Source organism: Paenibacillus pinisoli (genome assembly GCF_003605435.1).
In the GTDB taxonomy this organism is placed as follows: domain Bacteria; phylum Bacillota; class Bacilli; order Paenibacillales; family Paenibacillaceae; genus Pristimantibacillus; species Pristimantibacillus pinisoli.
Genome location: NZ_QXQB01000002.1, coordinates 1,322,923 through 1,344,281, shown reverse-complemented (window position 1 = coordinate 1,344,281; position 21,359 = coordinate 1,322,923). Strand labels below are relative to the sequence as shown.

Below are 21,359 nucleotides of genomic sequence, written 5' to 3'. Positions count from 1 at the left end.
GTTGGTGAGCGAGCTCCGCGAGTGCTGTAAGCCGCGAAACTTGGCTAGCAGAGTAGAGAGCGAGCTCCGCGGGTGCTGTAAGCCGAGAAACTCGGCTAGCAGGTAGGTGATTGAGCTCCACCGGGCGCTCTAAGCCGAGAAACTCGGCTAGCAGGTAGGTGAGCGAGCTCCGCGAGTGCTGTAAGCCGAGAAACTCGGCTAGCAGAGTAGAGAGCGAGCTCCGCGGGTGCTGTATGCCGAGAAACTCGGCTTGCAGGGCAGCTATTGAGCTCCGCGGGCGCTCTAAGCCGAAAAACTCGGCTTGCAGCATTGCAAGCGAGCCCCACATACCAACAAAAGGATAAACAAACATTCAAATGATGAAATATAGCATGCAAAGGTTGTTTTGCCTGGGGGGCAAAACAACGCTGATCAAGCACGAAAGCTGTTTTGCCAATGCAAAACCATGCTGCGATGTACGAATGGCGGGCTGCATGAGCAGAACTTACAGGGAGGTGCCTTGCGAATGAAGGGAAAGAAACGTATGGCTGTTAATGAAGGAGCAGGAACAAAAATTATACCGGTTCAATGGGACGCTACGTTCTTTTTCGAGCGCGCGGTCCGTTCGCTGGACCGGTTTCATTATGACAAGGCACTGAAGTATTTTCGCAGAGCCGTGGAGTATGAGCCGGACAATCCCGTGAACCATTGCAATATGGCGGGCATTATGTCGGAAATGGGCAACTACAAGGAATCCAATGAAGTGCTAAGCTGGATTCTGGATGAGCTCGATCCAGAGATGACGGAATGCCATTTCTACATGGCGAATAACTTTGCCAATATGGAGATGTACGAATCGGCCGAGCAGTCGCTCGTCCGTTACCTGCAGGAGGATGCGGAGGGCCATTACTTGGATGAAGCGGAGGAAATGATGGAGCTGCTCCAGTATGAGCTGGAGAGACCGATGCCGCTGAAAAACATCAAGTCCCGCCAAGGCATGGTCGAGCATGATCAGGCCCGGGCGCTGCTGGAGGAAGGGAAGTTTACAGAAGCTGTCCGCATTCTGGAAGAAATAGCGGAGCAGCAGCCCGACTTCCTCGCGGCGCGGAATAACTTGGCGCTGGCCTATTACTACATGGGCTTGTTCGATAAGGCCAAAGCCTGCATCCAGGGCGTGCTGGAGCACGAGCCTGGCAATCTGCATGCCTTGTGCAACCTGGCTATCTTCTATCAGCATGAGGAAGACACGGAAAACTTGAAGGGCTTGGTCGAGCTGTTGACGAAAACCGTGCCGTTCCACCAGGAGCACGCATTCAAGCTGGCGACGACAATGGGAATACTAGGTGAGCATGACGTGGCGCATGGGCATTTCGTCAGGCTGATCAAGGACGGGGAGGCGCAGCAGGATCCTTGCCTGCACCATTACGCGGCTGTCGCGGCTTACAACTCCGGACGGCTGAACGATGCCGAGCGTCTATGGAGAAGCACGATGAAGCTGGATCCCTCATCGGGAGTTGCTCCGTATTATCTGGATCAGCTTCAGCTTATCCGCGGCGGCGAGACGGCTTCGCCGATCAGCTACCACTATCATCTGCCGTTCGAAGAGCAGTTCAAGCTGTGGGAGAAATCGTCGGATGGGATGCCGGATCACTTGAAGCGCGATCCGCTGGTGCGGTCTTCCTTCTTCTGGGCGCTGCGTCATGGCGATCAGCATACGAAGCTCCAGGTCATTCAGGCCTTCGGCATGATTGCCGATAATGAAGTGAAGGATGTGCTGCGCGCATTCCTGCTGGAGCCGGAGGAAGACGATTATTTGAAAAAAATCGCGGTATTCGTGCTGCGTACAATGGGCGTTCAGGAGCCGCTTCGGGTCATGCTGGAGGGCAAGGAGACGGTCATTGAGCCGAATCGCGTACCGTCCAGGCTGCCGGAGTGGGATGATAAATGGGAGGCTGTGGCGCAAGCGGCCATCAGCCGCATGAGCAAGCATTATGATCTTGTGCAGCAGCATGATATGATGACATTATGGGTTGAATTTCTAACCAGGGTTTATCCCAACGTCCCGAAGCTGGCGAAGCCGGAGGGCTGGGCGGCGGCACTGGAATATTTGACAGCGAAGATGCATCGCCGCGCGATATCGTATCATGAGGTGTCGGTCCGATACGGGACATCCATTGCGACGGTGAGCAAGCATGTGAAGCTGATTGACGAGGCATGCGGCATTAAGGAGAAGATGAAGTCGATCAACTCTGTATTTTTTGCGCAGCAGCCAACGGAAGACTAATTTTGATCATGAGGTGAAGCATATGTACAAATCCATTATTATCGGTACGGGTCCTGCCGGACTGACGGCTGCAATCTACCTGGCTCGCGCCAACATGAATCCTCTCATTATTGAAGGGCCGGAGCCGGGCGGTCAGCTTACGACGACGACGGATGTGGAGAATTTCCCAGGCTTCCCTGAAGGTATTATGGGACCGGAGCTTATGGACAATATGCGTAAGCAAGCGGAGCGCTTCGGCGCGAAATTCATGACAGGCTGGGTGAACAGCGTCGATATGTCGCAGCGTCCATTCAAGCTTCAAATTGAAGGCCAAGGCGAGATCGTTGGCGAAAGCCTGATCATCTCCACAGGCGCTTCCGCGAAGTATCTCGGCATCCCTGGCGAGAAGGACAATGTGGGCAAAGGCGTAAGCACTTGCGCGACATGCGACGGCTTCTTCTTCCGCGGCAAGAAGATCATCGTTATCGGCGGCGGCGACTCCGCAATGGAGGAAGCGAACTTCCTGACTCGCTTCGCTACGAACGTCGAGCTCGTCAACCGTCGTACGGAGCTGCGCGCTTCCAAAATCATGCAGGATCGGGCGCGCGAGAATGAGAAGATCAGCTGGAGCCTGAACCGCACGCCGGTGGAAGTGGTGGCGAACGGCATGGGTGTAACGGGCCTTAAAGTCAAAAACAACGATACGGGCGAAGAAGAAGTGATTGAGACGAACGGCATCTTCATCGCGATCGGCCATACGCCGAACACGAAATTCCTCGGCGGCCAAATCGATACGGATGAGCATGGCTACATCAAGGTGAAGCCGGGCACTTCCGAGACGAATGTACCGGGCGTATTCGCATGCGGCGACGTACAGGACAACAAGTATCGCCAGGCAATTACGGCTGCGGGCAGCGGCTGTATGGCAGCGCTGGACTGCGAGCGGTTCCTCGAGGGACATATTACGCAGGATTGGAGCCAATCGCTGTAAGCGGCAGGCATGTGTTAAGGACTGTGGGGTTGATTCCAATCCGGCAGTCCTTTTCATATATAGATGAAGAAAATATAATGTCGATAGGCGCTTGCAAATATCCATAGGCATCTCGATTGCGGATACTGCGAAAGAGGGGCCGCGGTATAGCAAAATGTCAGCCGTGATGCGGCAATTCGGCACTTTTCACCGGGGTCCGGAGTCACGGAATGCGCTTGACCGAAGCGGTTACAACGCTTATAGTTGAGAACAGAGAACGTTAACTTTATGGATGAGGTGGCTTTGTCATGTCTGAGAAGATTTACATTGGAGTCGATGTCGGTGGTACTACGATCAAGGTAGGCATCTGCGATGCGGAGGGACAGTTGCTCCACACGTTTGAAGGGCCGACGGGAACAGGTAAAGGAACGGACGTCATCCTTCATAATATTGCGAATTATGCACGGGAGATTGTGAAAGATTCGCCTTTTGAATGGGAACAGGTTGAGGGTGTGGGCGTAGGGATCGCCGGCTTCCTTGATATTCCAAGAGGCTTTGTAAAGTTTTCTGCAAATCTTTATATTGAGAATACAGATTTGAAAGGTTTCCTGGAGCAAGAGCTTCAGAAGCCGATCAAGGTCAACAACGATGCGAACGTGGCGGCGCTTGGAGAAGCGTGGGCCGGCGCAGGCAAAGGCATCGACAATTGCGTATGCTATACGCTCGGCACTGGCGTTGGCGGCGGTATTATTATCGGCGGCCGTATCGTCGAAGGCTTTGCAAGTATGGCGGGCGAGCTTGGCCATGCCGCGATTGTGCCTGATCTGGAAGCGATCCAGTGCGGCTGCGGCAAGATGGGCTGTCTGGAGACGGTTTCCTCTGCTACAGGCATCATCCGTATGGCGAAGGACGCGGTAGAGCGCGGAGACCGCACAACCCTGTCGGGTCTGGAAGACATTACGGCGAAGGACGTTATCGATGCGGCGAAAGCAGGCGACGAAGTAGCGGCGCGTATCGTAAGCCGCGCAGCGTACTACCTGGGCAAATCGATGTCGACGCTGGCTATTTTGCTGAACCCGCAATATTTCATTATCGGCGGCGGCGTATCCAAAGCAGGCGACTTCCTGTTCGACCAGATTCGCGAAGTATTCGAGAAGTACACGCTTGATCAGGCGAAGGAAGGCGTTAAGATCGTTCCGGCTACGCTTGGCAACAACGCGGGCATCGTCGGCGCAGCAGGACTTATTCTAAGAGGATAGTAGGTGTCTCTCATGGAAACGACAGCGACATTGGCGAAGCTTGTCATAATTACCGGTATGTCGGGTGCGGGCAAAACAATTGCTGTCCAGAGCCTTGAGGATCTCGGATTTTTTTGCGTCGATAATCTGCCTCCGGTACTCATTCCCAAGTTCGCGGAATTAATCGAGCAATCCAATGGTAAGATAGGAAAAGTAGCACTTGTCATCGATCTCCGCGGCAGGGAGTTTTTCACTGCGCTGGCGGAGTCGTTAGCATATATTAAAGAGCATCATACAATCAGCTGCGAGATCTTGTTCCTGGATGCGACCGACGAGGTGCTGGTGCAGCGCTACAAGGAGAGCCGCCGCCGCCACCCGCTTGCTCCGCAAGGCTTGCCTCTCGAAGGCATCCATAACGAGCGGCGCATGCTGGAGGATCTGAAGGGCTCCGCATCGCAGGTTATTGATACGACTACCCTGAAGCCGCTGCAGCTGAAAGAGCGGATTATAAATCATTTTACCCATCTGGAGCAAAATAGCATGTCGGTCAATGTGACGTCGTTCGGCTTCAAGTACGGCATTCCGATCGACGCCGACTTGATCTATGATGTCCGCTTCCTGCCGAATCCTCATTATGTAGAGCATTTGCGTCCCAACACGGGACAAAATCCGGATGTCTATGAGTACGTGATGAAGTGGCCGGAAACCCAGCAATTTCTGACGAAGCTCCTTGATATGCTGCAATTTCTCATTCCGCTCTACCGCAAGGAAGGCAAGAGCCAAGTGGTCATCGGGATCGGCTGCACGGGCGGAAAGCATCGCTCGGTTGCGATAGCCGAATATTTGGGACGCATGCTTGGCAGCAGCGATACGGAGCGGGTGCGGGTCAGCCACCGCGATTCCGAGCGAGATAAGCACTGACGCGGGGTGAGAAACATGCAGACCATACAAAAAATAGTCAGGCGTCCCAAAATCGTCGTCATCGGCGGCGGTACGGGACTGTCTGTCATGCTTCGGGGGCTGAAGGAGAAGCCGCTCGATATTACCGCGATCGTAACGGTAGCGGATGACGGCGGCAGCTCCGGCATATTGCGCAACGAGCTGCAAATTCCTCCCCCAGGCGACATTCGGAACGTCTTGACGGCGCTGGCCGATACAGAGCCGCTTCTGACAGAGGTGCTTAAGTATCGATTCCCTAATGGCACGGGCCTCGCAGGACACAGCTTGGGCAATCTGATGCTGGCAGCTATGACGGATATCTCCGGCGACTTCGTCTCGGGCATCCGGCAGCTCAGCAAGGTGCTGGCCGTAAAGGGACGGGTGCTGCCTGCATCCGACCGGGCCATTGTGCTGAAGGCCGAGATGGCGGACGGTACGATCATTACGGGGGAATCCATGATTCCGAAGGCGGGGCAGGCGATCAAGCGCGTATTTCTGGAGCCGGCCGATGTCGAGCCGCTGGATGAAGCGGTGGAAGCGATTGAAACCGCGGATGCGATTCTGATCGGGCCGGGCAGCCTGTATACAAGCATTATGCCGAACCTGATCGTACCGAAGCTGGCGCAGGCCATTGTGGAGTCGGAAGCGGTAAAGCTGTTCGTATGCAACGTCATGACGCAGCCGGGCGAGACGGATAATTATACGGTGAGCAATCATTTGGATGCGATTCATGCGCATATTGGCCATCATTTATTCGACTATGTTATCGTCAACGACGGCGAAATTCCGCCGCAAGTAGAGAGCCAATACGCCGAGTTGGGCGCGAAGGCCGTCCATTTGGATATGGAAGAGGTCGAAAGCAGAGGCTATAAGGTGATTGCCGACAGACTCGTATTATTCCGGAAGTTCCTCCGCCATGACGCGGAACGTTTGAGCCATCATATTTATAAACTAGTGGAGAACTGGATGTTAAGAAAGAGGTGAGGAAGAATGTCTTTTGCGGCGCAAACTAAGAAGGAACTGACGTTAATTGAATCGGACAGCTGCTGTGAGCGTGCCGAGCTATCGGCCCTTATCCGGATGAACGGTTCGGTCAGCCTATCCAGCCGCAAGGTCGTTCTGGACATCTCGACGGAGAACGCGGCCATTGCCAGAAGAATATATTCGCTGATCAAAAAGCACTTTGAAGTGCATGTGGAGCTGCTTGTTCGCAAGAAGATGCGGCTGAAGAAAAACAACGTCTACATCGTTCGTATGCCGACGCATGTTCAGGAAGTGCTGAGCGAGCTGCGTATCGTATCGGAAGGCTTCATGTTCACCAACGGCATCGACAAGGAGATTGTGCGCAAGCCTTGCTGCAAGCGGTCGTATCTAAGGGGCGCGTTCCTCGCTGGAGGTTCGGTGAACAATCCGGAGGGGTCTTCGTACCATCTGGAGATTGCGTCGATGTACGAGGAGCATTGCGGCGCGCTGGTCGACCTTGCGAACAAGTTCGATCTGAACGCGCGATGCATCGAGCGGAAGAAGGGCTTTATTTTCTACATCAAAGAAGGCGAAAAAATTATCGAGCTGCTTAACATCATTGGCGCGCATCAAGCGCTGTTCAAGTTCGAGGATGTGCGGATCATGCGCGATATGCGCAACTCCGTTAACCGGATCGTCAACTGCGAGACAGCCAATCTGAACAAAACGATCGGAGCGGCTGTGAGACAAATCGACAATATCAAGCTGCTTCAGAAGGAGATCGGATTGGAGAGCCTGCCTGAGAAGCTGCGTGAAGTGGCGGAGATCAGGCTGCAGCATCCCGATCTGAACCTGACGGAAGTGGGCGAGATGCTTCGGGGGAAAGTAAGCAAATCAGGCGTCAATCATCGACTTCGCAAAATCGACGAATTAGCCGAAAAAATCCGAAGCGGCGCAACTTTTGCCTAGTGCAACGGCTTGTATAATGATATAATAAGGAGTAATTGGGCTTATATATAATATTGAACAATTCCCACATGATAAATTTTTTAGTAAAATATAGGGGGTAAATTTCCATGACCAAGCTTCCAGTTGTCGTTCGTCTGAAGACGGGGCTTCATGCGAGACCAGCAGCGCTATTCGTACAAGAAGCGAACAAATTCTCCTCCGAGGTATTTGTAGAGAAGGACGATAAGAAGGTTAACGCCAAATCCATTATGGGGATTATGAGCCTGGCAATCAGCTCTGGCACAGAAATTTCGATCAGTGCGGACGGGTCGGACGCTGAGCAGGCTGTAAACGCTTTAGTCGCTCTTGTCAGCAAAGAGGAATTGGATAACCAATAAGAGGAAAGAAGTGGCTTTGCCGCATGACTAGCTCGCGCGCTAAAGCGACTTCTTTTTTTTGTTTATACGATGGATTTCTGTACATAAAAAAGCCTCTCTTCACTCCGGCCGGTCGGTACCGCTCGCAAGCTTGAGCTTGCATTGGATACCTATCGATTCGGGAGTAGAAGGGAGGCTTTTTGAGTTGAGTCGGAGGCGGGTAAGTTGAACGTAAGCCGTCTCCTGAATGATGAAGCCTATCGAAGATTAGTTCTCCAGCGTGGCGAGAATATTCTTCATTTTATCGGCCGACTGGGTGAAGAGAGCCTTCTCGTGATCGGTCAGGCTGAGCTCCAGCGTCGAGCGTACGCCGCTGCGGTCGATAATGCACGGGATGCCGAGATACGCATCCGATACCCCATGGTAGTTCTCCAGTAGCGTCGATACGTTCAGGACGGCACCCTCGTCGTCCAGAATCGCCGTACAGATACGGTCGAGCGCCAGTGCGATGGCATAGTAGGTAGCGCCTTTGGCTTGAATGATCTGATACGCGGCATCGCGTGTGTTCGTGAAAATCTCTTCCTTATCCTCCTCGCTCAATTGCAGCTCCGTGCCGGCTACATTCGCCAGGCTCCATACCGGCAGCTCCGAGTCGCCGTGCTCTCCAATGATGTGGGCATGTACGCTGCGCGGATCAATATGCAGCTTCTGTCCGATCAGATAGCGGAAGCGCGCGCTGTCGAGCAGCGTGCCCGAGCCGATGACGCGATGAGTCGGCAGGCCCGACTTTTTCCACGATCTGTAGGCCATGATATCGACCGGATTGGATGCGATCAGCAGGATGGCATCCCGTGTTTGAAGCAGCACCTGATCGATGATGCTGTCGAAGATCGCGATATTGCGTTTGAGCAGATCAATGCGCGATTCTCCAGGCTTCTGCGCCGCTCCGGCTGTAATGATGATGATGTCGGCTGTTTTACAATCCTCGTAAGTGCCCGCCCATACCTTGGCACCGCCTAGATACGGCATGCCGTGGTTCATATCGAGCGCATCTCCGGCAGCCTTGTCGGCGTTGGCGTCAATGAGCACGAGCTCATCCATGCGATTGCGAAGCAGCAAAGTATAAGCGGTCGTCGAGCCTACAGCTCCCGTGCCGATAATGACGATTCTTGATTTTTTCATATACAATAGTCTCCTTTATTCTTCGATAAATGGTTTGTTTACATAGTGGTACATCGCTGCCATAAGCACGCTTCCTCCGATCAAATTGCCGATCGTAACAGGAATCAGATTGTGCAGAATGCCGTCCAGCGATATAGTTCCCGGCTGTTGCAGGACAAGCGCGATGGCGAAGGTACACATATTCGCAATGCTATGCTCGTAGCCCGAGATAAAGAAGCAGAATACGAAGAGCATCATGGCGAACATTTTTGCGCCGTCTCCTTTTAGCCCCATCGGTACGAAGAAGGCCAGGCAGACGAGCCAGTTACACAGGATGGCCCGGAAGAACAGCTCGAGCATCGGCGTGTGCATCTTTTTGTCTACTACTTCAAGCAGGAAGCCGTTCACCTTCGGATCGGCGAATAGCCCCGTCAGCCAGATCAGAAGCGCGAATACTGCAGCGCCAAGGATGTTGCCGCCATAGCTTAGAACCCATAGCTTGGTGGTATCGCTCCAGCGCATTTTTTTGCGCAGGGCGGCGTAGCTGTAGTAAAAAGTGTTGCCGGTGAACAGGTCGCCTCCGCCAAAGCTGATCAGGATGATCGCGGTGCCGAAGGTGAGGGCGGCCATGGGATAGGTGAGCGGAGAATGCTCCAGGTAAAAGAAGCTGCCGGTCTTGAAGGCGACGATAACGCCAAATCCGATAAACATGCTTGCCAGCATGGAACGTGACAGGTAGCGCCATATGCTTTGCCGGAATATGCGCAGCTTTTTCAAGGCAAGCTGCTCCACCTTGAGCAGGGCTTCGGTCTCCATAGATACTCCTCCTGACTATCTCTCTGTTGCATCTGTTTTTCGTCGGTGTGATGCCAATATAGCACGTGGCGGAAATGGAAAGATGTGATAAAAGTCACTATGGAGTAGAAAGAAATGGGAAAGGTGAGGTAAAAGTGCGGTTGGAGCGAGATGTGGGGGAGTGTTAGAGGCGGGAAGTTGGGCGAATGGAGGATGTAGCGCCGTGTGGCGGCTTTGGAGGAGGGAAATCCGGCGAATGGAGGATGTAGCGCCGTGTGGCGGCGTTGGAGGTGGGAAATTGAGCGAATGGAGGGTGTAGCGCCGTGTGGCGGCGTTGGAGGTGGGGAATCCGGGGAATGGAGGGTGTAGCGCCGTGTGGCGGCGTTGGAGGAGGGAAATCCGGCGAATGGGGGATGTAGCGCCGTGTGGCGGCGTTGGAGGTGGGAAATCGGGCGAATGGAGGATGTAGCGCCGTGTGGCGGCGTTGGAGGTGGGAAATCGGGCGAATGGAGGATGTAGCGCCGTGTGGCGGCGTTGGAGATGGGAAATCCGGCGAATGGAGGATGTAGCGCCGTGTGGCGGCGTTGGAGTTGGGGAATCCGGGGAATGGAGGGTGTAGCGCCGTGTGGCGGCGTTGGAGGTGGGAAATCGAGCGAATGGAGGATGTAGCGCCGTGTGGCGGCGTTGGAGATGGGAAATCCGGCGAATGGAGGATGTAGCGCCGTGTGGCGGCGTTGGAGATGGGAAATCCGGCGAATGGAGGATGTAGCACCGTGTGGCGGCGTTAGAGGTGGGAAATCGGGCGAATGGAGGATGTAGCGCCGTGTGGCGGCGTTGGAGGTGGGGAATCGGGCGAATGGAGGATGTAGCGCCGTGTGGCGGCGTTGGAGGAGGGAAATCGGGCGAATGGGGGATGCTGCGTTAGTGTTGTGAGGTAACTTTAGCGGAAAGACCGGAGAAAGTAGCAAACAGAACTTTTGACCAGCTAGGGGTGCAACTTTGCGTCATTCAATATTGTTCTAATAGTGAAATAAGATTGCGGAAATCGCTGTGAAATCTCATTTTGATAGTAGAGGGCTGGATGCTTTGAGTAAAATGGTTTTATTAATGGTTTGTATTATGATCATAGCTGGTTGTTCAGTGGAACCATTAGAGGTTATGAAGGTTGCGCATCTTACGTCCATCACGGAAATAAAGGAGCAGAAGCGCATCAAACGAATCGATCAGCTCTTGAGTCCGCTGCAATGGCAGGACAGAAGCCTGCCGACGAACGGCGATCCCGATTACTCCTTCTGGCTTGAACGTAAAGGTGTAGAAAACAGAGTGAAAAATTATGAGCTCTGGGTGAATGACCATCAGTCTGTCATTATTGATCATGTAACTGTGAAATATGCTTATATTAAAGGCGATTCGTTGCGTGAGTTGGTTCATCTCTTAAAGTAATAACGGTGATTCATTACGCGAGCTGGTTCATCTCTTAAAGTAATATCAGATCAGCCAAGAAATCGGAACACGAAAAAAACCTCCCATCCACAAACGTGGAAGGGAGGTTTCTTTGCGATGATAACGATTAGACCTTCTCGATAACCTTGTCGACGAGGCCGTAAGCGTGTGCTTCGGCTGCGCTCATGAAGTAGTCGCGGTCAGTGTCCTGCTCGATGCGGCTGAGCGGCTGGCCGGAACGTTCCGCCAGGATGTGGTTCAGCTTGTCGCGCATCTTCAGGATGCGGCGAGCGCGGATCTCGATGTCGCTGGCTTGGCCTTCAGCGCCGCCAAGCGGCTGATGGATCATAACCTCGCTGTTAGGCAGCGCATAACGCTTGCCCTTCGCGCCTGCAGTCAGCAGGAACGCGCCCATGGACGCGGCCATGCCTACACAGATCGTCGATACATCCGGCTTGATGTACTGCATCGTATCATAAATCGCCATACCGGCTGTAATGGAACCGCCAGGGCTGTTGATGTATAGGGAAATATCCTTATCCGGGTCTTCCGCCGCCAGGAACAGCATTTGCGCGATGATGGAGTTGGCTACCACGTCATTCACGCCGGAACCTAGAAATATGATGCGATCCTTCAACAGGCGGGAATAGATGTCGTATGAACGTTCCCCCCGATTGCTTTGCTCAATTACCATAGGCACAAAATTCATTTCGAACCAATCCTCCTTCGTCTACGTAAAAGCATGAATCAAAAATTCGTATTCCTATCATAACGGATTAAAATCAAAAAGTCAAAGATGGTCAAAGAAATTGATTTTTCAGGCCAATGCTACGCTTTATCCTCCGCCTGCTCCCTAAAATAGAGGCCGCCCTGCAGGTCGTTAACGAAGCGCTGCAGCCATTCATAATAGCTCACGGCATGCTTCAGCTTGTGCAGATCCTCGAGGCACAGCTTCCGCTCCTCCTCGCTCGTATCAAGCTCTAGAATCATCTCGCTTAACGGAGGGATGACGGATTGGATCGCTCCAAGCATCACATCGATCTCCCGCTGCAGCTTGAAGGTGAAGAAGGATTGGAATGCCTTGAAGAAGTCTGTCTCCGCAGCGTACAGATCCTTGCGCTCTTCCTTTTCATTCAGTTTGTGGATCATCTTCGATTCCGTTAACGCCCGGACTGCGTAGCTCATGTTGCTTTTGCTCATATTCATGCTCTTCTGCATGCTCTCCAGCGTCATCGGCCTGTCCTCGAAAAACATAATTCCGTACAGCTGCCCGAATGTATAGTTGACTCCGTACAAATCCATCGTCTCCGCAATGGCATCAATGACCTGCGCCCGCCACTCCTCACGAGGGGACAGGGGCTCCTTCATTTGACCAAATGTAGCTTTTTTCACGATTTCTCCTCCGCCTGCTAATCATTCTGAACACTTTTTTGGATTTACATAATCTTTACTGCAAGTTAACGCAGGAATAACCATTCTTCCCGCCAATGAACGTACAATAATTTTTGAACAAAGATGTTGATAACAGCTCAACTATCAATATCCTATCATAAATTAAACAATTTTTGAACGAAAAGGGAGGACCCATGAAACGATTTAAACTTGCAGGCGATTTGAAGGCATTCCTGTTCACATTGCCAGCTTTGGTGCCTTTGACGCTGTTCTGGTTTATCCCGCTCGGGTACGTCCTGTACCTTAGCTTCATGGAATGGGATTTCATGAGTCCGGACAAGCTGTTCGTCGGCTTGGACAACTACCGTTACCTGCTTCAGAACCCGGCTTTCTACCAGTCGCTTCGCGTGACGCTGTGGTTCTGCTTGGGCAGCGTCATTCCGAGCATGGCGCTCGGTCTGCTGCTGGCCTTGCTGCTGGGCGGTCAAGGAAAGGGAGGAGCCGTCTACCGCACGATGATGTTTGCGCCGTGGGTGACGCCTACGGTGGCGGTATCCATCGTATGGTCTTGGATCTACGAGCCCGAGGTTGGCCTGGCCAATAGCCTGCTGAATTTGATCGGCCTGGACGGCGTCGGCTGGCTGAAGGACCCGAATTGGGCGCTTGTCGGGATACTCATTATGACGATATGGAAATCGGCCGGCTGGTGCATGATCTTCTACTTAATTGCCATCCGCAATGTGCCTGCCGATCTTCTGGAAGCGTCGGAGCTGGACGGGGCGAATAAATGGGAGAAATTCCGCAGCGTGACCCTGCCGCTTATCTCGCCAACGACGTTCTTCCTGGTAATCGTGCAATTGGTTGCGGCCATTCAGACGTATGACCAGATCAATATTCTGACTCAAGGGGGGCCGTCGGGCTCTACCCGGACGCTCTTGTATCTCTATTATCAATCGGCCTTTACCTCCTTCCAGATAGGCGAAGCGTCTTCAGTGGCGGTCGCGATCATACTCGGATGCGCAGCCTTGTCACTCATTGCGTTCATGGCGGGAAGAAAGACGGTTCACTATCATTAATCCTTCTGAAAGGGGCAATCCCATGCCTTACTCCAAAGCAATCTTGGTCACGATTCGGCATCTGCTGCTCGCGGCGGCTGCAATCGTCATGGCATTCCCATTCTATTGGCTGGTCATGAGCGCCTTGAAGACCAATGACGAGATCTGGCAGTTCCCGCCTGCGTTATGGCCGGAGACGCCGTTATGGAGCAATTTCGTCGAGGCGTGGCAAGCTGCGCCGTTCGCGCAATATTTGTTCAACAGCGTATTTGTCGCCAGCACGATTGTGGTCGTTCAGGTGATCAATTCCGCTATGATGGGTTATGCCCTGACGCATATGAGATTCCGTCTGAAGGGGGCCATGACGGCGATGGTTCTGATCGGCTATATGGTGCCGGTGACCGCTGTCTATTTGCCTGGCTATATCATTCTCGGGAAGCTTCAATTGCTGGATTCCTACGGCGGATTGATCTTGTCGAACTGCGTGAGCGTCTTCTCGATTTTTTTGATCAGACAGGCTTTCTTGCAAGTGAATCATGAGCTGGTTGAGGCGGGCCAGATCGACGGAGCTACTCATATGCGGATTTTGTGGACCATTCTGGTGCCGCTGACGCGTTCCTCCTTCGCTGTGCTTGCGCTTATCACCTTTATCGATCAATACAACAATTATTTCTGGCCGATGCTCATTACGCGCAATCCCGATCTCCAGCTCATCTCGGCGGGACTGCGGAGCTTCTTCGTGGAAGGAGGTGCTTACGGACTGAAGTGGCCGCTTATTATGGCAGCCAGCGCATTCACCATTGCGCCGCTCATCGTCCTGTTCCTGCTGACACAGAAGCTGATTATTCAAAGCGTCAATCTGACGGCGGGTTCCAGCAAGGGCTAAAGCTGCATCCATCTATTAAAGGTTCAACCATTCGAAGGGAGCATTTAAGACAATGAAAAAATGGCTATCCGGAGTAATTTTGCTTTCGATTCTTGTACTGTCCGCATGCGGCGCCAATCAGGGAAATGGGGGCAAGCCTGCTTCTCAAGGAGACAGCGATGCTCCTCCGGCTGCTGCCGAACCGGTTACGATCGAGTTCTGGTACGGGCTTGGCGGCAAGCTTGGCGAGAATATGCAAGTGCTTATCGATAAATTCAACGCTTCCCAGAACGAGGTCATTGTAAAGCCCGTTGTACAAGCCGATTACTCCGAGACGGAGAAAAAGCTTCAAGCGGCAATCGCATCCGGCAAGGTGCCTGCTGCGGTGCTGTCCTCCAACGTGGACTGGGCGCGCAAGGGCTACTATGCTTCGCTGGATGAGCTGCTCGCAGGACAAGCGGATTTCAATAAAGATGATGTAATCTCCACGTTCCTGGAGCAAGGTGTAGTGGACGGAAAGCAATATTTCCTTCCTATGTACGGCACGACGCAAGTGATGTACTACCGCCAAGATGCGCTGGAGAAGCATAATATCAAGCCGGAAGACTTGACGACTTGGGAAGCGCTGGCGGAAGCTGCGAAGACGATGACGGTGAAGGAAGGCGGCAAAACGACGTTCTACGGCTGGGAGCCGATGTGGGGCGCGGAGAACATGATGGATGCGGTATACGGCAAGGGCGGCCGCGTCATTAGCGAAGACGGCAAAACGGTGCTGGTGGATTCGCCGGAATGGATCGAGACGTGGGACTCCTTCCGCAAATGGATTCATGAAGACGGCATTATGCGCATTCACTCCGGCGGCCAAGGCTGGGAGTACTGGTACAAAACGATTGACGATGTAATGAAAGGCAATGCGGCAGGTTATACAGGTTCCTCCGGCGACCAAGGCGATCTGGACTTTGGCATCGTAGCGGCTATGGAGCAGCCGGGCTGGGAAGGCAAAGGCCCTGGCAAGCCGGTAGCAAGCGCGATTATGGCCGGTATTCCGGCGCTGGCGGATGCCAAGCAGCAGCAAGCGGCTTTCAAATGGTTCAGCTTCTTCATGAGCGCTGAGAATACAGCGTTCTGGTCGATGAATACAGGCTATATCGCGGTGCGCCAATCTGCGCTGGACGATCCGGCGATGGTGGAATTCAGCAAGAAAAATCCGCAAATTACAGTACCGCTCAAGCAAGCGGCGCATGCCTCGATGCCATTCCAGGATCCGACGGGCGGCAAAATCGTTGATGCGCTGAAAATCGCGGCGGACAAGGTGCAGATCGGCAACGTTCCGGCAGGGCAGGCGCTGAAGGAAGCGAAGGAGACCGCACAGCGCGAGCTGGATCGATCGAACAAGTAGGAGGAGAGGGCAAATGCCGCAAGCAGTGGTAGCAGATATCGGCAGCCGCTTTGACGCCATCTTGTTCGATAAAGATGGCACGTTGATGGATTTTGCCTACACGTGGGGGAAGTGGAGCGAGCAGCTGCTCGCTTCCTGCTCCGGCAGGCTGGGATTGCCGAATGAACAATCGGTATTGGAAGGACTGCTTGGCACGCGCCACGGAGAAGACGGGACGATAGTGGATTATGATCGAAGCGGGCCGCTTGCAATGGGCACCGTGGAGGATATTACAGCCATAATGGCATGGCAAGGATATGAGAACGGCTTATCCTGGGGCGAGGCTCGAGAAGCCGCGCTGGATGGCAAGCGCGCAGCGGATCAGGCTATTGAGGAAGAACGGGCAGTCCGGCTGCTTCCTCATGTGCTGCCGTTTCTGGAACGATGCCGCGCAGCAGGTCTTAAGCTCGCAGTCGTGACAGCAGATGAGACGATAGCGGCGGAGAAGCATCTGGAGTGGCTGGGCATTCGCCATCTGTTCGAAGCTTGCATCGGCACCGATCTTGCGGTGCGGGGCAAACCATTCCCTGACCTGGTGCTGCTCGCCTGCCATGAGCTGTCTGTTCAGCCTGAGCGTGTCGTCGTGATCGGCGATACGGATGGGGATATGAAGATGGCGAAGGCCGCAGGTGCAGGCCTCGCTATTGGAATAAGAGATATTCATTCGAACCATAAGGCACAGCTGCCGCATGCGGATATCACGATCCGCTCTATGGACGATTTGTCCGTGGAGGATAAGCAAGATGAAGACTGATGCCGGAATGGGATGGCTGCTGCTGGCGATTGCAATTGTGCTGGAAGTATCGGGCACCATCAGCATGAAATTTTCAGAAAGCTTCACCAGATGGCTGCCGTCCATTCTGATGTTTCTGTTTTACGGAGCGAGCTTCACTTGCCTGAACTTTGCGCTGGGCTACTTGCAGGTAAGCGTCGTCTATGCGGTGTGGTCAGGAGTAGGCATCGTGCTGATCGCGATATTCGGATATTTCGTGTTTCAGGAAAAAATGTCGCTGTCCTCGCTCTTGTGGATTGGAGTTATTGTGGCGGGCGTCATCGGCTTGAATATAAGCAGCAAAGGTCATGGATGATGATCAGGGAGGTAATGCGGCATGGATAACAATGGACTCTCGGCAGTGAATGGGGGAACGGTGATGGAACAGGCAAAGACGGAGGCGGCGAGGGCGGCTGCCGAAGCGCCGCTGTTTTCCTTCCAGGTTATTACGGATACGCATGTCACGGAGGATGCGGAGCATACGCATAATCGGAATTTCGACAATGCGCTGCAGCAGATCAAGGCGCTGGCCCCGCAGTCAAAGGGAATAATGCATGTCGGCGATGTGACGGATCACGGCTTCCCGAATGAATTCGCGCAGTTCTGGCGGATATGGGAGAGTCATAGAAGCGAGCTGCCAGAGATGATCATGACGACGGGCAATCATGATGTTGGCCTCGGCGTATGGGAGGACCGGATCGGAAGGTTCTTGTTCAGCACCGGCACGCCTGGCCCTTATCATGCGCATGATATTGAAGGGCATCGCTTCATCTTCCTGGGGACGGAGAAGAATCTCAAGATTCATTGCTCCTTGTCGCAGGAGCAGCTGCGCTGGCTGAAGAACAAGCTGGAGGAGAAGGCTGCTTCCGGAAGGCCGATCTTTATCTTCTTGCATCAACCGCTCAAAAATACAGTGGCTGGCTCCTATGAAGAGCAGCAATGGCATGGCGTAGAAGAGGATGAGGAGCTGCGCGCAGTGCTGGCAGGTTATCCTCAAGCGATTCTTTTCACTGGGCATACGCATTGGGAGCTGGAAGCGGGCCATACGTATTACGATGGCGACGGCCAGCTTCCTGCGATGGTGAACGCTGTCTCCACCGCTTATCTATGGACGGATGAGGACCAGCATAAGGACGGTAGCCAAGGGTTGTTTGTCGATGTATATGAGAATCGCGTGCTGGTGCGCGGCAGAGATTTTGCCAACGCTGCGTGGGTGGAATCGGCCCGGTATGAGATTCTGTACCCGAGAGGATAATCCGATCAAAGAGAGAGGGCATGCGCAGGGCGCGTATGCTCTTTCTTCTATCATGCGAAAGAGATCGGTTATGCGATAAATTGCAAGAGATCGGCGCAAGCTATGGCCGAGGTGATCATATGTATCTATTCCGAGCAGGGGTATGGGCGATCAGTATTTTCTGATACTTCATCTAACACCATATTCAAATATCGGGCAGCGCCTCGGTTGTCAGCAGTTATTTCATGGGCTGCCCGTTTAATTTGGCTTACAGATGGACGAGCATCCTTGTAGGTATCGCAGTGGGCTTTTCGGCTTTAAGCAATCGGGATATTCAATTAGCTGTTCCGTCAGGTGTCTGACCTTCGGGCTTAGGCTATACTCGAATTTAATCTTTTTTGCTTTTTGGAAGCTCGGATGTGCGGCTGCTCTGCTGTCTTGCTGCCCTGATGCTCAGATGTGCGGCTGCTCTGCTGTCCTGCTTCCAACGTAACGGAAGTGACAGCTCTTATATCCTTCCAAAACGCGATTTTGAAGTTATAACGGAAACAGGCGACCTTATTAGCGCCAAAACCGTGATTTTACTGGATTAATCGCTAAATAGCGTCATCTAGTTCCGTTAAAATGAAAATTCACGGCAATATGCCCGATTAAAGTCGCTCATTTCCGTTACAGCATTAAACTCGTCTTAAGGCTAGCTACTGTAAAAGCTATATGTGTAGTTGAATGCTGGACTTCATTACGAGGAATGCCTTCTTCCACATTTAAGGCCAGCCATAATCCTTTCAAATCAAAATAAGCCAGCTTACTGCCCTTACTAATAACTTTGCGCCAATTACATCTCGTAAAACTTAATGGATTGATATAAATGGAGAGATTTCCTGATGCCTGCAGGGCAGGAAAACAATAAAAAGCCGCTCAGCATCAGCTAAGCGGCTTGTGATTCCTATAGTGGCGCGCCCGCTAGGAATCGAACCTAGATCTCAGGCTCCGGAGGCCTACGTCATATCCATTGGACCACGGGCGCATCTCAAAAAACAGTAGCGTAGATGATTATATGATATTCATGCGGTGAAAGCAAGCAGGCTGGAAAAATTAAATTTGTGAAAAAGGTGTCGGAAATCGTTTTCAAATGGGATTCGACTCTTGCAGGCTGCTCTTGTTTTCGTTAAAATAAAGGTGGGACTTAAAATGAACCTGCGGGACGATTTCGGTCCCAAACGATTCATTCGACTCCCATATGCTAAATGACCGATGGAGTGAAGGATAAGAGATGCGACAGCTCATTGAACTGCAGCAGCAGCTTGTGCCGGATCTTCTGGAAGTCATGCGGAAGAGGTACATGATCCTGCATCAGGTGATGCTATCGGACACGATCGGCCGCCGTACGCTGGCAAATGCGCTGGATATGACGGAGAGAGTGCTTCGGGCAGAGACCGATTTCCTGAAGGAGCAAGGCTTGCTGGAGATTCATACGGCAGGCATGCGGATCAGCGAGCAAGGCCGCAGTGCACTGGAACAGCTGGAGCCTCTGTACAAGTCGATGTTCGGCTTGTCCGAGCTGGAGGAGAAGCTGCGCAAGGCATTCGGGCTATCGCGGGTCATTATTGTGCAAGGTGATTCCGAGACGTCGATTCAGACGAAGCGCGAGCTCGGGCGGGCGGCATGCCAGGTGCTTCGCGGAGCGCTGAAGCCGAAGGATGTCGTAGCGGTAACCGGGGGCACGACCATAGCCCAGGTAGCCAATCAGCTGACCACAACGACTGCCATGAAGGATATCTGGTTCGTACCGGCAAGAGGCGGTCTTGGCGAGAGTCTGGATTATCAGGCGAATACGCTGGCCTCGACGATGGCGAAGCGGACAGGCGGACATTACCGGCTGCTGCATGTGCCGGACCACTTGGGCGAAGAAGCTTTCGCTTCCTTGATGCAAGAGCCCAACATTCGGGAGATTGTGGATGTGATCCGAAGCGCGCGAGTTGTCGTGCATGGAATCGGAGACGCCATGATTATGGCTAGAAGACGGAAGCTGGACAGCGAAGTCGTAGCGGAGATCGAGGCGGAGGGCGCGCTGGCAGAAGCATTCGGATTTTATTTTGACCGAAGCGGAGCCGTCGTTCACCAAATGCAGACCGTAGGGTTACGGCTCGAGGATATCGTTAACACTGAATTAGTGATTGGCGTCGCCGGAGGCAAGAATAAGGGCGAGGCGATCGCGGCAGTGATGCGATTCGGCCATAACGACGTGCTGGTTACCGATGAAGCTGCGGCGCTGGAGATGGCCGGTCTTCTGGAAGAGAACTAGATGAATAAGGCATCATGACGGAGAACGGCCTGCCGAGGCAGCCGCCGGGACACGTCTTGAAATATATTTTTTATAGCAATATCCAAAAACGCTTAGGAGGAACAAACAATGGTTAAAGTTGGTATCAATGGTTTTGGACGTATCGGCCGTAACGTATTCCGTGCAGCGCTGAACAATTCTGAGGTGGAAATCGTAGCAGTCAACGACCTGACAGACGTTAACACGCTGGCTCACCTGTTGAAATACGACACAACTCATGGTGTTCTTGACGCTACTGTTGAAGCAAAAGAAGGCGCTTTGGTTGTAAACGGCAAAGAAATCAAAGTATTCGCTGAGCGCAACCCTGCTGATCTGCCTTGGGGTTCCGTAGGCGCTGAGATCGTTGTTGAGTCCACTGGTATCTTCACAGCGAAAGAAAAAGCTGAGCTTCACCTGCAAGGCGGCGCTAAAAAAGTTATCATCTCCGCTCCTGCAACTAACGAAGATATCACTGTGGTTATCGGCGTTAACGAAGACAAATACGATCCAGCTGCTCACACAATCATTTCCAACGCTTCTTGCACAACCAACTGTCTTGCTCCATTCGCTAAAGTGTTGAACGATAAATTCGGCATCGTTAAAGGTATGATGACAACTGTTCACTCGTACACAAACGACCAATCCGTACTTGACGTACCGCACAAAGACCTGCGCCGCGCTCGCGCTGCTGCTGAGAACATCATTCCTTCTTCCACAGGCGCTGCAAAAGCGGTATCCCTGGTACTGCCTGAGCTGAAAGGCAAGCTGAACGGCATGGCTATGCGCGTTCCTACGCCTAACGTATCCGTAACTGACCTGGTTGCTGAACTGAAAGTCAACGTTACAGTTGAAGAAGTTAACGCAGCATTCAAAGCAGCTTCCGAAGGCGCTTTGAAAGGCATCCTGAACTACAACGAATTGCCGCTGGTATCCAGCGACTACAACGGCGACCCGGCTTCCTCCACAATCGACGCGCTGTCGACTATGGTAGTTGAAGGCAACATGGTTAAAGTCGTTTCCTGGTATGACAACGAGTGGGGCTATTCCAACCGCGTAGTTGATCTTGCTGCTTATATCGCAAGCAAAGGTCTGTAAGGAAAGAAAGCTGATGGGCCGCGGCTCCTTACGTAAGAGCTTCGGCCCTTGGTTTGCGCCCTCGCAGGGCCAGACCTATGGGCGTTCCTTCCTTTAGAGAGAAGGGGCG

General features: G+C 52.9%; 20 protein-coding genes, 1 tRNA gene and 1 pseudogene. 16 read left to right on the top strand and 6 right to left on the bottom strand.

Annotated elements, in window-relative coordinates; translation table 11 throughout:
- Positions 1–505: 505 nt before the first annotated feature.
- The 7 genes from D3P09_RS13310 (at position 506) to D3P09_RS13280 (ending at position 7,698) form a co-directional block, all read left to right on the top strand.
- Entirely contained in the window at positions 506–2,263 is a 1,758-nt protein-coding gene (locus D3P09_RS13310) for a tetratricopeptide repeat protein (RefSeq protein ID WP_207892479.1), read from the top strand.
- Between the two features lie 22 nt (positions 2,264–2,285).
- Positions 2,286–3,233 (top strand): thioredoxin-disulfide reductase, encoded by a 948-nt coding sequence (gene trxB, locus D3P09_RS13305; RefSeq protein WP_120110504.1) that lies wholly within the window; start codon positions 2,286–2,288, stop codon positions 3,231–3,233.
- A 287-nt stretch (positions 3,234–3,520) separates the two neighbouring features.
- On the top strand, positions 3,521–4,471 hold the full coding sequence (locus D3P09_RS13300) for an ROK family glucokinase (RefSeq protein WP_120110502.1): 951 nt from the start codon (positions 3,521–3,523) through the stop codon (positions 4,469–4,471).
- A 12-nt stretch (positions 4,472–4,483) separates the two neighbouring features.
- The gene (gene rapZ, locus D3P09_RS13295; protein ID WP_120110500.1) at positions 4,484–5,371 is read left to right on the top strand and encodes an RNase adapter RapZ; all 888 of its coding nucleotides are present in this window, start codon (positions 4,484–4,486) and stop codon (positions 5,369–5,371) included.
- Positions 5,372–5,386: 15 nt separating this feature from the next.
- A complete protein-coding gene (locus D3P09_RS13290) occupies positions 5,387–6,373 on the top strand; it encodes a gluconeogenesis factor YvcK family protein (RefSeq protein ID WP_120110498.1) in 987 nt (328 codons plus the stop codon).
- Positions 6,374–6,379: 6 nt separating this feature from the next.
- Positions 6,380–7,321 carry a DNA-binding protein WhiA gene (gene whiA / locus D3P09_RS13285; protein ID WP_120110495.1) on the top strand — a complete coding sequence of 314 codons (942 nt, stop codon included), beginning with the start codon at positions 6,380–6,382 and terminating at the stop codon, positions 7,319–7,321.
- Positions 7,322–7,428: 107 nt separating this feature from the next.
- Entirely contained in the window at positions 7,429–7,698 is a 270-nt protein-coding gene (locus D3P09_RS13280; RefSeq protein ID WP_116047300.1) for an HPr family phosphocarrier protein, read from the top strand.
- Positions 7,699–7,944: 246 nt separating this feature from the next.
- On the opposite strand, the gene D3P09_RS13275 is transcribed toward D3P09_RS13280, so the two are convergent.
- Both D3P09_RS13275 and D3P09_RS13270 read right to left on the bottom strand, forming a co-directional pair.
- Positions 7,945–8,859 (bottom strand): L-lactate dehydrogenase, encoded by a 915-nt coding sequence (locus tag D3P09_RS13275; RefSeq protein ID WP_120110492.1) that lies wholly within the window; start codon positions 8,857–8,859, stop codon positions 7,945–7,947.
- Positions 8,860–8,874: 15 nt separating this feature from the next.
- On the bottom strand, positions 8,875–9,654 hold the full coding sequence (locus D3P09_RS13270; protein ID WP_120110489.1) for a formate/nitrite transporter family protein: 780 nt from the start codon (positions 9,652–9,654) through the stop codon (positions 8,875–8,877).
- A gap of 1,119 nt (positions 9,655–10,773) precedes the next feature.
- Here D3P09_RS13270 and D3P09_RS13265 point away from each other — a divergent pair.
- Complete coding sequence (locus D3P09_RS13265; RefSeq protein ID WP_133305003.1) at positions 10,774–11,076, top strand: hypothetical protein; 303 nt, start codon at positions 10,774–10,776, stop codon at positions 11,074–11,076.
- Between the two features lie 127 nt (positions 11,077–11,203).
- On the opposite strand, the gene clpP is transcribed toward D3P09_RS13265, so the two are convergent.
- Both clpP and D3P09_RS13255 read right to left on the bottom strand, forming a co-directional pair.
- Positions 11,204–11,785, bottom strand: coding sequence for an ATP-dependent Clp endopeptidase proteolytic subunit ClpP (clpP, locus tag D3P09_RS13260; RefSeq protein WP_119803907.1), 582 nt, complete (start codon positions 11,783–11,785; stop codon positions 11,204–11,206).
- 119 nt (positions 11,786–11,904) lie between these two features.
- Positions 11,905–12,444 (bottom strand): GbsR/MarR family transcriptional regulator, encoded by a 540-nt coding sequence (locus D3P09_RS13255; protein ID WP_120110484.1) that lies wholly within the window; start codon positions 12,442–12,444, stop codon positions 11,905–11,907.
- A gap of 218 nt (positions 12,445–12,662) precedes the next feature.
- Here D3P09_RS13255 and D3P09_RS13250 point away from each other — a divergent pair, with 218 nt between their 5' ends.
- From D3P09_RS13250 to D3P09_RS13225, 6 genes are read left to right on the top strand one after another with little or no spacing between them, the layout of a single operon-like run.
- Complete coding sequence (locus D3P09_RS13250) at positions 12,663–13,544, top strand: carbohydrate ABC transporter permease (RefSeq protein ID WP_120110481.1); 882 nt, start codon at positions 12,663–12,665, stop codon at positions 13,542–13,544.
- A 22-nt stretch (positions 13,545–13,566) separates the two neighbouring features.
- Entirely contained in the window at positions 13,567–14,409 is an 843-nt protein-coding gene (locus tag D3P09_RS13245) for a carbohydrate ABC transporter permease (RefSeq protein WP_120110479.1), read from the top strand.
- A gap of 52 nt (positions 14,410–14,461) precedes the next feature.
- Positions 14,462–15,787: an ABC transporter substrate-binding protein gene (locus D3P09_RS13240; protein ID WP_120110477.1), complete on the top strand. Its 1,326-nt coding sequence runs from the start codon at positions 14,462–14,464 to the stop codon at positions 15,785–15,787.
- A 13-nt stretch (positions 15,788–15,800) separates the two neighbouring features.
- On the top strand, positions 15,801–16,580 hold the full coding sequence (locus D3P09_RS13235; RefSeq protein WP_120110475.1) for an HAD family hydrolase: 780 nt from the start codon (positions 15,801–15,803) through the stop codon (positions 16,578–16,580).
- Positions 16,570–16,914 carry a DMT family transporter gene (locus tag D3P09_RS13230; protein WP_120110473.1) on the top strand — a complete coding sequence of 115 codons (345 nt, stop codon included), beginning with the start codon at positions 16,570–16,572 and terminating at the stop codon, positions 16,912–16,914. The genes D3P09_RS13235 and D3P09_RS13230 overlap by 11 nt, the downstream gene beginning before the upstream one ends.
- 21 nt (positions 16,915–16,935) lie before the next feature.
- Positions 16,936–17,853, top strand: coding sequence for a metallophosphoesterase family protein (locus D3P09_RS13225; protein WP_341538287.1), 918 nt, complete (start codon positions 16,936–16,938; stop codon positions 17,851–17,853).
- 672 nt (positions 17,854–18,525) lie between these two features.
- Here the strand turns inward: D3P09_RS13225 and D3P09_RS28115 are convergent.
- A pseudogene (locus tag D3P09_RS28115) lies at positions 18,526–18,660 on the bottom strand (metallothiol transferase FosB); the annotation flags it as partial.
- Between the two features lie 124 nt (positions 18,661–18,784).
- Positions 18,785–18,859: transfer RNA gene (locus D3P09_RS13215), tRNA-Arg, on the bottom strand.
- Between the two features lie 246 nt (positions 18,860–19,105).
- Here D3P09_RS13215 and D3P09_RS13210 point away from each other — a divergent pair.
- Complete coding sequence (locus tag D3P09_RS13210; RefSeq protein WP_120110471.1) at positions 19,106–20,137, top strand: sugar-binding transcriptional regulator; 1,032 nt, start codon at positions 19,106–19,108, stop codon at positions 20,135–20,137.
- Between the two features lie 108 nt (positions 20,138–20,245).
- Complete coding sequence (gap, locus tag D3P09_RS13205) at positions 20,246–21,250, top strand: type I glyceraldehyde-3-phosphate dehydrogenase (protein ID WP_120110469.1); 1,005 nt, start codon at positions 20,246–20,248, stop codon at positions 21,248–21,250.
- Positions 21,251–21,359 lie beyond the last annotated feature (109 nt).